Below are 12,032 nucleotides of genomic sequence, written 5' to 3'. Positions count from 1 at the left end.
CCTGGAGCATTCTTGCCCTGTATGCGGCGTTAATTTTCCGGGAACCATAACGCTCTCCGAGCCAGCGTTTCCGGACTCGTGCGGGAGGCCACCATGATGACCACGCCACGCCTCGTCAGCCTGACCGCCCTTGCGGCCAGCCTGTTCATCGTCATTCTGACGATCACCCAAGCCAACGGACTGACTGGAGCGCCTGAACGCGGCGTAACCAGCCTCGCCTGCATTGAAGCCGGTCAAGCCGGATGCGAAGCTGTAGGCATGACGACGCAGGCAAGTTTGCTGCGCTGAAATCAACCGGTTCTGGCCGGGGCGACCTGGCCAGACCTTCTGAGTATCGATGCGCTTTGTATTTCCGGCAACTCGGTCCGCCGGCAGGAACCATTGAGCTTGGAAGGCATTGAACGAGCATTATAGGCAACAGCCAGATCAGGGTTATGCACGATACGGTTTCGGCCATCCTGTCCGAATGCACGGGCCCGGTGGCGCTTTTGCTTGATTTCGATGGAACACTTGTCGAAATTGCTCCCAGTCCGGACGCGGTCGTGGTTCCTCCCGATCTTTCCGAGCGATTACGATCGCTTTATTCGGCCCTTGATGGCGCTCTTGCCATCGTTACCGGTCGCACCATTGATGCGATCGACAGCTTTCTTCCATCCCAGGAATTCGCCATAACCGGCGGCCACGGAGCCGAACGCCGCATTTTCGGTCAGCGCGAAACCGCCAATCCCAAGATTTTGGATGATGCGGCGGCGATCGCCAGCCGGCTTACCGACACGCTCGGCGGAGAACCCGGAATCCTCATTGAGCCAAAGCCGACGGGCGTTGCGGTCCACTATCGCGCGGCGCCTGAAAAGGCGGCACTGGCAAGCGCTGCCCTCACCCGAGCGCTCGAGGGATATAACGACTTCCACGCAATCTCCGGCAAGAAGGTCATCGAAGCCCGACCGCAATGGGCAAACAAAGGCGCGGCGATCGAAGGGTTGATGCAGGTTAAGCCCTTCGCCGGTCGTACGCCTGTTTTTATCGGCGATGATGTGACCGATGAAGATGGATTTGCCGCTGCCGACCGCCTGGGAGGTTTCGGCATCAGGATTGGCGAGGGGGAGACCCGGGCACGCTTCACATTACCCGACATCGCTCACCTTTTTACTTATTTCGACGCTCTCATCGAAAGGGAACGAAACTCCTCATCTCGCACTTCGGTGAACACTGCCCAGGAAAGCATGGTCAAATGAGCCGTCTCATCGTCGTATCGAACAGAATTCCCGGAAAATCCCCCGCTGCCGGCGGCCTCGCCGTGGCCCTTAAGAAAACGCTTTCAACCCGTGACGGATTCTGGTTCGGGTGGTCAGGCGCATTCGCTGAAAATCCCGATAGACATGCTCGTTTTGAAACGATCGACGGCATGCGGATCGGATCGATCGACCTGACCCGATCCGACCATCAAAGTTATTACGCCGGCTTTTCCAATTCCATCCTCTGGCCTTCCTTCCACCTTCGGCTCGACCTGACCGATATCCAGTCGCATTGGTATGAGGGATATCGCGGGGTTAACGCCAAATTCGCGGACGCGATTGCCGAGCATGTCGAGCCTGGCGATATCATCTGGGTGCACGATTACCATCTGATCCCGCTCGCCACCGAGCTGCGCCGCCGTAACATCCGCAACAAGATCGGCTTTTACCTCCACATCCCCTTCCCTACGCCCGATGCCCTGAACGCCATTCCTCATCACGAGGAATTGCTGAACGACCTTCTCGCCTATGATCTGGTGGGCATGCAGGCGCAGCGCGACGTGGCTGCCTTCAACGAATTTCTGGCCCATGAAGAGATGTACCGCCAGGCCGGCGGAACGCCCGTCGAGCTCGACCTTGGTGACACGACCATAGAAGCTTTCCCGATCGGGTCGGACCCCGACGCCTTTGCCAAGCTGGCCCTCAGTCCCAACGCGCAGAAGATGTATAAGAAGGTCGAGCGCGCCATGAACGGGCGAGCCATGATCCTTGGCGTAGACCGGCTGGACTATTCCAAGGGTCTGCCCCAGCGCGTGCAGGCCTACGAGAAGCTGCTCGAAAACAACGCCAATCTGCGCCGTGCTGTACACATGATCCAGATCGCTCCGCCCTCGCGCGATACGATCAAGGAATATCAGGTCATCTCGGATGAGCTCGACACGACCGTTGGGCGGCTGACGGGACGCTTTGCCGAACCTGACTGGCTACCCATCACCTACGTCAAGCGGGCCTATGCCCAAGCTTCGCTTGCCGGGCTTTACCGTCTCGCTCGTGTCGGGCTTGTGACGCCCCTGCGCGACGGTATGAACCTTGTCGCCCACGAATATGTCGGATCGCAGGATCCTGAAAACCCAGGCGTACTCGTCCTGTCACGCTTCGCAGGCGCCGCCGAAATCTTCCACGATGCACTCATCATCAATCCGTTCGATACCGACGAGACGGCCGAAGCCCTTCGGATCGCCTTGGCCATGCCGCTCGAGGAACGCAAGGAGCGCTGGCGAAATCTGATGGATGCGGCGCGGGCCCACAACGTGGACAATTGGGCCGACAGCTATCTCAACGCCCTGACCGGCCAAACCGACGCCAATGAGGCCGATGATGAACCGGAAAGTGATGGTGGCGGGCAGGATCAGCTCTTGCCGCGCAACAAAGCCATTGACCAATCGAGCGGCATGGCGCTCGAGCGTCTAACGCGGCGCATCATGCTCTTGCCCTGGCTTCGCGGCGTCTTCTCAGGAACGTAACGGGCGGCTTTCGGGCTGCCCTTTTTTGGGAGGACCACATGAAGCGCGCCAAGTCCGACTTCGATGCGTTTTTCCAAAGCTATGTACGGGCCTATAATCGCTCCTTAGGCGAGAGCGTCGATGTGCATGGGATACGATCTCATTTTTCGGAAAGCTTTATTGCTGCCGGTCCCGGCACGGTGATGACGGGCGACAATGACGAAACTTTCACCGAAACCCTGCAAAAGGGCTACGCCTTCTATAAATCCATCGGCACCAGAAGGATGGAGGTCACCAGCGTCGAAGTGACCGATATCGACGAAGAACACTATCTCGCAAAAGTCGGCTATCAGGCCCAATACGAAAAGGATGGCGAAGCAATCGCCATCCCATTTTGTGTTTCCTACCTGCTAGAAGAGCGCGACGGGCGCCTCAAGGTTTTCGGCTTCGTGGCCGGCGACGAAATGGAACTCTATCGTCAGCATGGCCTTATCGAACGCTAAGCTCCGGGAACCGCTGCCGGTTCTTCGGTCTCGGCGGGAGCCTCCGGGTCGGCAGGTGCTTCAGCATCAGCCGGTGCCTCGGCAGCAGGGGCTTCTGTCGCAGGTTCGGGTGTTGCCGCACCATTCGCCGGCTCGGCTGCTGCCGGCTCGTCAGGTGTGGGGGTCGGCAGATCTTCGGCATCGTCACCAACATCGCCGCCTGCGGCAGGAGCATCTTCGATTGTCGTTCCGCCCCCGGTGGTAGTGGCGGTCTCATCATAAGTCGCCGTGCTGAACCAATAAACCAGCGCGAACAGGATCACGAGCCCGATCAATCCAAAGATCAAGGCGCGGGAATTCATCTTGCGGCTATTGCCTTGCCGCACTTCACTTTTGGTAAGGTCGGGCCTGTCGTCGGTCATCCTTGCATCCCTCTTCAGCCAGGGCCCGTTCCGGCGCCCCTGTTGGTCCGGCCGCCACGCGGTCGGTTGGGATTAACGCTACGAGTACGCTTCCAGTTCCGACGTTTGAAATGCTCAAAATCGAGCAGACGAAAATAGCGCTAAACATCGCGCTGGACGCAGCTTGATGCGCCTTGCGCTGCAATATGGGTGACCACATAGTGTTTTGCCCAAGCGCTCGCCAAATGGCGGCGGCAGCGCCGTCGCTTTTAGATTAACAACAAGAGGTTAGCATGACCGACGCCGCCACGCTCGCAAGGATGATCCGCGCTGGTCGTGGGCTGGAGCCGGCCGATCTGGTGATCAAGAACGTCCGTCGCCTGGACGTCATCACCGGGGAATTTACCCAAACCGACATCGCGATCGTCGCCGATCGGATCGTCGGCATATCGGGCATATACGGGTCGAGATCGGAGATAGACGGAAGAAATCGCTTCGCTGTACCGGGGTTTATCGACACGCATGTGCATATCGAGTCTTCACTAGTCACTCCCTTCGAATTCGACCGCTGCGTTCTGCCCTATGGAGTGACCACGGTCATCTGCGATCCCCATGAGATCGCCAACGTGCTCGGGGCAACGGGGATAAGATATTTCCTCGATTGCGCCGAGCGGACGATCATGGATGTGCGGATCAATCTTTCCTCCTGCGTTCCGGCAACACCGTTCGAGACGGCGGGGGCGCGGCTGGAGATCGAGGACCTGCTGCCCTTTGCCGATCATCCTCAGGTGATCGGGCTGGCCGAGATGATGAATTTCCCTGGCGTGCTCGCCGGTGACGCTGGGATACTGGCCAAGCTCGAAGCGTTTCAGCACCGCCACCTCGACGGTCATGCGCCGCTGCTCTCGGGGGCCGATCTCAATGGATATCTGGCGGCGGGGATCAGGACCGATCACGAGGCGACGAGCGCGGCCGAAGCGCGCGAGAAACTGGCCAAAAGTATGGCGATCCTCATTCGCGAGGGATCGGTCTCAAAGGATCTCGATGCGCTGGCCGAAATCCTCGACGAGAACACATCGGCCTTCGTGGCGCTGTGCACAGACGACCGCAATCCTCTCGATATCGCCGAAGAGGGGCATCTGGATTCCTCGATCCGCCGGCTGATCGCCCATGGCTGTCCGATTCATCACGTTTACCGGGCCGCCTCCGTCTCGGCGGCGCGCATCTTCGGGCTCAAGGATCGCGGACACGTGGCCCCTGGGTGGCGGGCTGATATCGCGCTGCTCGACAGCCTGGAAGAATGCCGGGTTTCCGATGTCATCGCGGCTGGTCGGCATGTGACGGCCGATATCTGGGCGGTACGCAAACCAGTGGCGCCGGTGGGGCTGGATTCGATGAAGGCCAAGCCGGTCGAACCCGAAGCCTTCGTCACCGCACCAAATCCCGACCATAACGAAGTGCCGGTGATCGGGGTCAAGCCTGGGCTGATCCTCACATCCAGGGAAAACGCCGCGCTGGCGTCGGACGAAAGCGGGCTGAAGCCGGATATCGATGCTGATGTCATCAAGGTCGCGGTGATCGAGCGGCACGGGATCAACGGCAATATCGGCCGGTCCTTCGTCAAGGGTTTCGGTCTCAAGCGCGGTGCCATCGCTTCATCGGTCGGCCATGACAGCCACAACATCACCGTTGTCGGCGTGACCGACGAGGATATGGCGCTGGCCGTCAACCGGCTGATCGAGATCGGCGGCGGTTTCGCTGTGGCCTGTGAGGGCGAAATCCTGGCCGATTTGGCGCTACCCATCGCCGGGTTGATGAGCCCGGAACCCTTTGAGATCGTGACCGAACACCTTGAGCACCTGCGCGAAGCGGCCAAGGCACTCGATTGCACCCTGCCCGAACCGTTCCTTCAGGTCGCGTTCCTCGCCCTGCCGGTCATTCCGCACCTCAAGATGACGGACAAGGGACTGTTCGACGTCGACAAATTCGATTTCGTCTAGGGCGCCAGGCCCGCTTCCATGGTGGTTTCTACGGGGGTGGCCGGATCGCCATCCACCGCCGCCTCGATGAGCGGCTCCAGCCGGTCAAGCAGGTAGTTGAGGCTGAGCGGGGTGGCGAATGAGAAGGCGCCCGAGAGGAGATAATCGGCGAATACCTCCCGGCCCTCCTGGTGTGCGGTGAGCCGCTCGCGCAGAGCCAGACCTTCGATGCGCTCGACACTGCCCGCGCCGATGATCCAGACCAGAAGGTCGGCTTCGAGCAAGGTCAAATCTTCTTCGGAAATTTCGACGTTGAAATCGCCTTCCTCGCCAAGAGCGTCAATTGCCGCGGGAGTGGAGAATCCGAGCTGTTCGAGAAGCTGGGCGCGAATATCGACTGAGCGATAAACACCGGGATAGGTGACGTTGAAGGCAATAACCGCCTCCATCCCATCCCACTCGGGATGTTCGGCGGCAATGGAGGCAATGCGCGCCTCGAGATCGCTCACCAGCCGGTCGGCCTCGTCCTCTTGGCCAAGGATGCGACCTACCGTGCGTGCGCGCTCGGCCCAGGGAGTGGAAAAATCGGTGTACTGCGCCTCAGCGGCGACCACCGGCGCGATGCGGGACAACTCGTCATACTGTTCCTGGGTGAGCCCGGATCCGATTCCCTCGATCACATCGGGTTCCAGCGCCGCGATCTGCTCATAATCGATCTCGGTGAGCACGAAAGGCTCCGCATCGCCTAATGCATCCTGTGCCCAAGGCCAGACCGAACGGGGAAAATCACCATACCAATGCCGCAGTCCCACCGGGACAACGCCGAGCGCCAGGTAATGGTCAGCTCCGCTATAGGTGAGCGTAACCACCCGTTCGGGCTGGTCATCGATCACGGTGGTGCCGAAACGATGTTCGAAAGTTTGCGGGAACTCCTGCGCCGCGGCGGACATTGCCAATCCAACCGCGATGGCCATCCCCCACACCCATGCCGCTCGTCTCATTCTGCCCACCCTCATCAAGGACACTGATCGAGTGATGTTCATGAATTAATGTGATCAGGAAAGTCAAGTTTATATGCAGCATCCCGCCGGGCTTGATTAAGCCATTTTCACCATTATCTCTTGAGCCATGGACAAAGAGCGCACCCGTTTAGAACGCCTGTTTCTTCGCCTTGAAGCACGGTTTCCGCGCTTTGCGATGATCATCTACGTGCTGCGTCAACCCTGGGCGATGCTTATCCGCATTCCCTTGGGCATCCTGCTGGTGCTGGGCGGTATTTTGTCGTTCCTGCCCATCCTGGGCATCTGGATGCTGCCGCTGGGCCTGCTGCTGCTGGCCATCGACCTGCCCTTCCTGCAACGGCCCATGAGCGCCACGCTGCTGCGCGGCGAGCGCCAGTTCAACCTCTGGCGCCGCAGCCGGAGGGATAAAAAGGCCGCCCGGAACGGCGAAAAGCAGAAGACGCGGCCGATGCCGCGCCTTCCCAAAAATCACACCGATTGTCCCTGAGCTTTCTTCTCGCGCCGCTTGGCGTGCAGGATCGGCTCGGTGTAACCCGAGGGTTGCTGGGTGCCTTCCAGCGCCAACGCCAAGGCAGCCTGGAAAGCAGTTGAATTTTCCGGATCGTCGCTCATACGCCGATAGGCCGGATCGCCCGCGTTCTGCTCGTCCACGACCTTGGCCATGCGCGTGAAAGTCGCGACCACCTCGTCCTGCGTCACAACCCCATGCCAAAGCCAGTTGGCGATGGCCTGGGAGGAAATCCGGCAGGTCGCGCGGTCTTCCATCAGACCCACATCGTTGATGTCGGGCACTTTCGAGCAGCCCACCCCCGCATCGATCCAACGAACGACATAGCCCAGGATTCCCTGCGCATTATTGTCGAGCTCGCGCTGGATCTCTTCGCCGCTCAGCGTCGAGGGGTCGAGGGCGGGCATGGAGAACAGTTCGGTGAGGGTCGGGATCGGCTCGTTGTGACGCCGCTTCTGGGCCTCGAACACATCAACCTCGTGATAGTGCAACGCATGCAGCGTCGCCGCCGTAGGCGACGGCACCCAGGCACAATTGGCTCCGGCCTTCGGATGCCCGATCTTCTGTTCCATCATATCGGCCATGGCGTCGGGCTTGGCCCACATGCCCTTGCCGATCTGAGCGCGTCCGGTAAAGCCGCAGACGATGCCGATGGTGACGTTGCGGTCCTCATAGGCCTGCAACCAGCGCTCGGCGCGCACCTTGTCCTTGGGCAGAACAGGACCGGCTTCCATGGAAGTGTGGATTTCGTCGCCGGTGCGATCAAGAAACCCGGTATTGATGAAGAACACCCGCTCGCGCGCCGCATAAATGCAGGCCTTGAGATTGGCCGAGGTGCGGCGCTCCTCGTCCATGATGCCGATCTTGATGGTGTTGAGCGGCAGGTCGAGAATTTTCTCCACTTCGCCGAACACATTGCAGGCGAACAGGACCTCGGTGGGCCCGTGCATCTTGGGCTTGACGATATAGATCGAGCCGGTCACCGAATTGGCGCGACGCTTCAAATCGTGCATGGAGCAAAGGGTAGTGACCATCGCATCCATCAGCCCTTCGCCGATGGGCTCACCATCGGCACCGAGCACCGCGTCGGTGGTCATCAGGTGCCCGACATTGCGCACGAGCTGCAATGCGCGTCCCTTAAGAGTCAGGGCTGAGCCGTCCGGTGCCGTGTAGGTCCGGTCGGGATTGAGCCGCCGGGTCATCGTCTGGCCGCCCTTTTCGAAGGTTTCCGCAAGATCGCCCTTCATCAGACCCAGCCAGTTGCGATAGACACCGACCTTGTCCTCGGCATCGACGGCGGCCACCGAATCCTCGCAATCCTGGATGGTGGTCAAAGCGCTTTCGACGATCACATCGGCCAGATGCGCCGGATGGTCCTTGCCGATCGGGTGCTCGGGATCGATCACCAGTTCGATGTGCAGGCCGTGATGGACAAGCAGGATACGGGTAACGCCCCCGTCCCGGCTATAGCCGGCAAAGGCCTCGGGATAGGCAAGCCTGGCGGGACCATCCTGGCTTTCGATCACCAGTTGCGCCACATCGCCCGAGGTGTCGATGCCATAGCGGGTCACGGCCCAGTGCTTAACGCCGAACAGCGGAAACGCTTCGTCGAGAAAATGTCCGACCCGCGCGAACACCTCGCCGCCGCGCTTGGGGTTGTACGCCTTGCCCGGGGCCAGATCGCCTTCGCGCGCGATGGCATCGGTGCCATAGAGCGCATCATAGAGGCTGCCCCAGCGGGCGTTGGCGGCGTTGAGGGCATAGCGGGCGTTGGAAACCGGAACCACGAGCTGCGGACCGCAGAGCGTTGCGATCTCGGGATCGAGATTTTCGGTTTCGATCCGGAAATCCTCCGGCTCGTCCTCGATATAGCGGATGTCCTTGAGAAACCTGATATAGGCCGCCGGGTCCTTGGTTGCGGGGCCGTTGTCGCGGTGCCAGTCATCGATCTGGCTCTGCATGCGGTCGCGGATTTCCAGAAGCTCGCGATTGCCCGGCATGTAGGTGGTTACGAGTTCGGCGAAACCGGACCAGAAGGTGTCGGCGGTGACATCGAGCCCGCTAAGCGCTTCGTTCTCGACGAACGCGGCAAGCTGCGCATCGACCTTGAGGCCGGACCGGTCCACATAATTGCTCATCGACGCTTCCTCTGATGTTTGCTGTTGCAACGCCTAGCGTTGCCTCGCCGTTTCGCCAAGCCGGTTCGCAATATGCTTCCACGATGTGGAAACGAAGCGACGTTTGGCGCCCTTGGCCTGAGCTGCTGCTGGACTCCGGGAACAAGTCCCGGAATGACAGGGCTGGGATTGTGGATCGGCTTTGCCAAACCGAGGTTGCACCGGGTTATTCCCGAGGTCTGGCGGTTTGCACCGAGCCGAGCTTGCCCTTGGCCGCCTCGCCCGCAACGTAGGTTTCCGCGACCACCCGGTCGTCACCGCAGGTCTGGAGCAGGAACAGTTCTTCGGAAAGACTTTCGACCTGCTCCATCTTCAACGCCATATGCGGCAGGGCGTGGGCGTCGAGCACGACGATGTCGGCGTCGGCGCCCGGCTCGAGCGTTCCGATCCTGTGCTCGAGCGACAACGCCCGGGCATTGCCCAGGGTCATCATGAAAAAGCTTTCGAGCGGGGACAGGCGCTGGCCGCGCAATTGCAGCACCTTGTAGCCTTCGTCCAGCGTGCGCAGCATGGAAAAGCTCGTGCCACCGCCGACATCGGTGGCAACCCCGATCCGCACATTGGCCTCCAGCATTTTCCAGCGGTCGAAAAGGCCCGACCCGATAAAGAGATTGGAGGTGGGGCAGAAGACGGCGACCGAGGCGGTTTCGGCGAGGGCCTCGATCTCGCGATCGTTCATGTGAATGCAGTGGCCGAGCAGGGTCTTTGGGCCCAGCAGGCCATAGTGTTCATAGATGCCGACATAATCGGGGAGGTTGGGGTAAAGCTCCTTGGCGAAGGCGATTTCGCCCAGGCTCTCGTTCACATGCGTCTGGACATAAGCGTCAGGAAATTGCCACGCGAGATCCTGGGCCATTTCCAGTTGCTGGTGGCTGGAGGTGAGCGCGAAGCGCGGGGTGATGGCGTAGTGCAGGCGCCCGACGCCGTCCCATTTGGTGAGTAGCGCCTTGGTATCGTCATAGCTCTGCTGCGGCGTGTCGCGGAGACCATCGGGCGCGTTGCGATCCATCATCACCTTGCCGACGATCATGCGCATGTCGCGCTTTTTGGCCTCGGCAAAAAACGCCTCGGCCGATTGCGGATGGACGGTGCAGTAAACCGCCGCCGTCGTCGTGCCGTAGCGGACCAACTCGTCGCAGAACAGCGAGGCGATGCGGGCGGCGTGGGCCTCCTCGCCAAAGCGCTGTTCCTCGATGAAGGTGTAGGTGTTGAGCCATTCGAGCAGGTCTTTGGCGTAGGAGCCGATGACCTGCATCTGCGGGTAGTGGATGTGGGTATCGATGAAGCCGGGCAGGATGAGACCGGGGCGATGATCGACGATCTCAGCCTTGGGGGCGACGAGGGAGAGGGCATCGCTCCATTCACCCACCGAGACGATCTTACCCTCGGCGATCACGACAGCGCCATCCTCGATATAGCGATAGCTGGCGTGGTCGTCCGAGCCGGCGGGCTCGGAAACGAAAGTCAGCACCCGGCCGCGCAGGATTTTCGATTTCACAGGCTCTGCTCCCCGGTGACGGACTGGTACCATGTGACCAACAGCGCACGTTCGGCATCGGTCATCATCGAAACATTGCCCGGCGGCATGGCGTGACTGCGGCCGGCCTGGAGATAAATTTCACGCGCGTGTTCGGCGACCAGTTCGGGGGTGTCGAGGCGCACGTCCCTGGGGGCGATGGGAATGCCCTGCCATGCCGGCTGCGCCGCATGGCACATGGCGCAGCGGCCCTGGACGGACGACGACACTTGCTCGAAATGCGGATCGGCCATGAACGCCTGCGCGGCGGTGCTGGCCAAGGCCGACTCGGTTGTTCTGGGATAGCTCGAGAGCCAGATGATGCCGATGAACAGGACGAGCGCCAGCGCGAAGGTCCAGTAAGGGCGCTGGCCGGTCGCGTGCATGGTGTTGAAGAAGTGGCGGATCAGAACGCCGATGAGGAAGATCAGCCCCGCTATCGCCCAGCTGTATTGGGTGGCAAAGGCCAGCGGATAGTGGTTGGAGAGCATGAAGAAGAGGACGGGCAGCGTCAGGTAGTTGTTGTGGACGCTGCGCTGCTTGCTCTGCTTGCCCAACGCCGGATCGGGAGCTTCGCCGGCCTTCATCGAAGCCACGATCTTTTTCTGGTTGGGGATGATGATGAAAAAGACGTTGGCCGACATGATGGTCGCCGTAAACGCGCCCATATGCAGGAATGCGGCGCGGCCGGTGAACACCTGGGTATAGCCCCAGGCCATGGCGAGCAGGATGACGAAGAGCACCAGCATCAGCACGTTCTGGCTTTTGCCGAGCGGGGATTTGCAGAGCAGGTCGTAGAGCACCCATCCCAGCGCCAGCGAGGCGAGCGAGATGGCGATGGCGACCGGCGCGCCAACGTCGAAAACGGTGCGGTCGACGAGGAAGAGATCGGCGCCGGCGTAATAGACGATGGCGAGCATGGCAAAGCCGGTGAGCCAGGTGGTGTAGCTCTCCCATTTGAACCACACCAGATGCTCGGGGAGGTTGGGCGGGGCGACCATGTATTTGTTGATGTGGTAGAACCCGCCCCCATGGACCTGCCATTCCTCGCCCTGTACACCTGCGGGAAGGTTGTCGTGCCGGCGCAGGCCGAGGTCGAGGGCGATGAAATAGAAGGACGAGCCGATCCAGGCGATGCCCACGATCACGTGCGTCCAGCGCACGGCGAAGGCCAGCCATTCCCAAAACAGCGTGAAATCGGTCATCTGTT

Annotated in this window: 11 protein-coding genes; 6 read left to right on the top strand and 5 right to left on the bottom strand. The window is 60.6% G+C overall.

The features are described from left to right. Positions 1–93: 93 nt before the first annotated feature. The 4 genes from NO934_RS12765 (at position 94) to NO934_RS12750 (ending at position 3,240) form a co-directional block, all read left to right on the top strand. The gene (locus tag NO934_RS12765) at positions 94–288 is read left to right on the top strand and encodes a hypothetical protein (protein ID WP_309160347.1); all 195 of its coding nucleotides are present in this window, start codon (positions 94–96) and stop codon (positions 286–288) included. A gap of 146 nt (positions 289–434) precedes the next feature. Beyond that, the gene (gene otsB, locus NO934_RS12760) at positions 435–1,235 is read left to right on the top strand and encodes a trehalose-phosphatase (RefSeq protein ID WP_309160346.1); all 801 of its coding nucleotides are present in this window, start codon (positions 435–437) and stop codon (positions 1,233–1,235) included. Next, positions 1,232–2,758, top strand: a complete 1,527-nt coding sequence (locus tag NO934_RS12755; protein ID WP_309160345.1) for a trehalose-6-phosphate synthase — start codon at positions 1,232–1,234, stop codon at positions 2,756–2,758. The genes otsB and NO934_RS12755 overlap by 4 nt, the downstream gene beginning before the upstream one ends. A 38-nt stretch (positions 2,759–2,796) precedes the next feature. Continuing rightward, positions 2,797–3,240, top strand: a complete 444-nt coding sequence (locus NO934_RS12750) for a nuclear transport factor 2 family protein (protein WP_309160344.1) — start codon at positions 2,797–2,799, stop codon at positions 3,238–3,240. Here NO934_RS12750 and NO934_RS12745 read toward each other — a convergent pair. Further along, positions 3,237–3,641 carry a hypothetical protein gene (locus NO934_RS12745; RefSeq protein ID WP_309160343.1) on the bottom strand — a complete coding sequence of 135 codons (405 nt, stop codon included), beginning with the start codon at positions 3,639–3,641 and terminating at the stop codon, positions 3,237–3,239. The two genes, NO934_RS12750 and NO934_RS12745, sit on opposite strands and share 4 nt — an antisense overlap. Positions 3,642–3,913: 272 nt before the next feature. Between NO934_RS12745 and ade the strand changes: the two genes are divergently transcribed. Next, on the top strand, positions 3,914–5,620 hold the full coding sequence (gene ade, locus NO934_RS12740) for an adenine deaminase (protein WP_309160342.1): 1,707 nt from the start codon (positions 3,914–3,916) through the stop codon (positions 5,618–5,620). Here ade and NO934_RS12735 read toward each other — a convergent pair. Next, positions 5,617–6,573: an ABC transporter substrate-binding protein gene (locus tag NO934_RS12735; RefSeq protein ID WP_309160341.1), complete on the bottom strand. Its 957-nt coding sequence runs from the start codon at positions 6,571–6,573 to the stop codon at positions 5,617–5,619. The two genes, ade and NO934_RS12735, sit on opposite strands and share 4 nt — an antisense overlap. Positions 6,574–6,727: 154 nt before the next feature. Here NO934_RS12735 and NO934_RS12730 point away from each other — a divergent pair, with 154 nt between their 5' ends. Continuing rightward, a complete protein-coding gene (locus NO934_RS12730; RefSeq protein WP_309160340.1) occupies positions 6,728–7,108 on the top strand; it encodes a hypothetical protein in 381 nt (126 codons plus the stop codon). Here NO934_RS12730 and NO934_RS12725 read toward each other — a convergent pair. From NO934_RS12725 to NO934_RS12715, 3 genes are all read right to left on the bottom strand, one after another. Continuing rightward, the gene (locus NO934_RS12725) at positions 7,090–9,267 is read right to left on the bottom strand and encodes a malate synthase G (protein ID WP_309160339.1); all 2,178 of its coding nucleotides are present in this window, start codon (positions 9,265–9,267) and stop codon (positions 7,090–7,092) included. The two genes, NO934_RS12730 and NO934_RS12725, sit on opposite strands and share 19 nt — an antisense overlap. Before the next feature lie 205 nt (positions 9,268–9,472). Beyond that, positions 9,473–10,804, bottom strand: coding sequence for a guanine deaminase (gene guaD / locus NO934_RS12720; RefSeq protein WP_309160338.1), 1,332 nt, complete (start codon positions 10,802–10,804; stop codon positions 9,473–9,475). Further along, positions 10,801–12,027 carry a urate hydroxylase PuuD gene (locus NO934_RS12715; protein ID WP_309160337.1) on the bottom strand — a complete coding sequence of 409 codons (1,227 nt, stop codon included), beginning with the start codon at positions 12,025–12,027 and terminating at the stop codon, positions 10,801–10,803. Before NO934_RS12715 ends, guaD begins: the two co-directional genes overlap by 4 nt. Positions 12,028–12,032 lie beyond the last annotated feature (5 nt).

The sequence above is a fragment of the Pelagibacterium sp. H642 genome (genome assembly GCF_031202855.1).
Lineage (GTDB): Bacteria > Pseudomonadota > Alphaproteobacteria > Rhizobiales > Devosiaceae > Pelagibacterium.
The sequence above is the reverse complement of the archived record's forward strand: the minus strand, read 5'-3'. Positions and strand labels throughout refer to the sequence as shown.

Bases quoted from the DNA above. Each gene is read 5' to 3' on its own strand.
- NO934_RS12765 (WP_309160347.1), top strand. From the start codon at position 94: ATGATGACCACGCCACGCCTCGTCAGCCTGACCGCCCTTGCGGCCAGC.
- otsB (WP_309160346.1), top strand. From the start codon at position 435: ATGCACGATACGGTTTCGGCCATCCTGTCCGAATGCACGGGCCCGGTG.
- NO934_RS12755 (WP_309160345.1), top strand. From the start codon at position 1,232: ATGAGCCGTCTCATCGTCGTATCGAACAGAATTCCCGGAAAATCCCCC.
- NO934_RS12750 (WP_309160344.1), top strand. From the start codon at position 2,797: ATGAAGCGCGCCAAGTCCGACTTCGATGCGTTTTTCCAAAGCTATGTA.
- NO934_RS12745 (WP_309160343.1), bottom strand. From the start codon at position 3,641: ATGACCGACGACAGGCCCGACCTTACCAAAAGTGAAGTGCGGCAAGGC.
- ade (WP_309160342.1), top strand. From the start codon at position 3,914: ATGACCGACGCCGCCACGCTCGCAAGGATGATCCGCGCTGGTCGTGGG.
- NO934_RS12735 (WP_309160341.1), bottom strand. From the start codon at position 6,573: ATGGCCATCGCGGTTGGATTGGCAATGTCCGCCGCGGCGCAGGAGTTC.
- NO934_RS12730 (WP_309160340.1), top strand. From the start codon at position 6,728: ATGGACAAAGAGCGCACCCGTTTAGAACGCCTGTTTCTTCGCCTTGAA.
- NO934_RS12725 (WP_309160339.1), bottom strand. From the start codon at position 9,267: ATGAGCAATTATGTGGACCGGTCCGGCCTCAAGGTCGATGCGCAGCTT.
- NO934_RS12715 (WP_309160337.1), bottom strand. From the start codon at position 12,027: ATGACCGATTTCACGCTGTTTTGGGAATGGCTGGCCTTCGCCGTGCGC.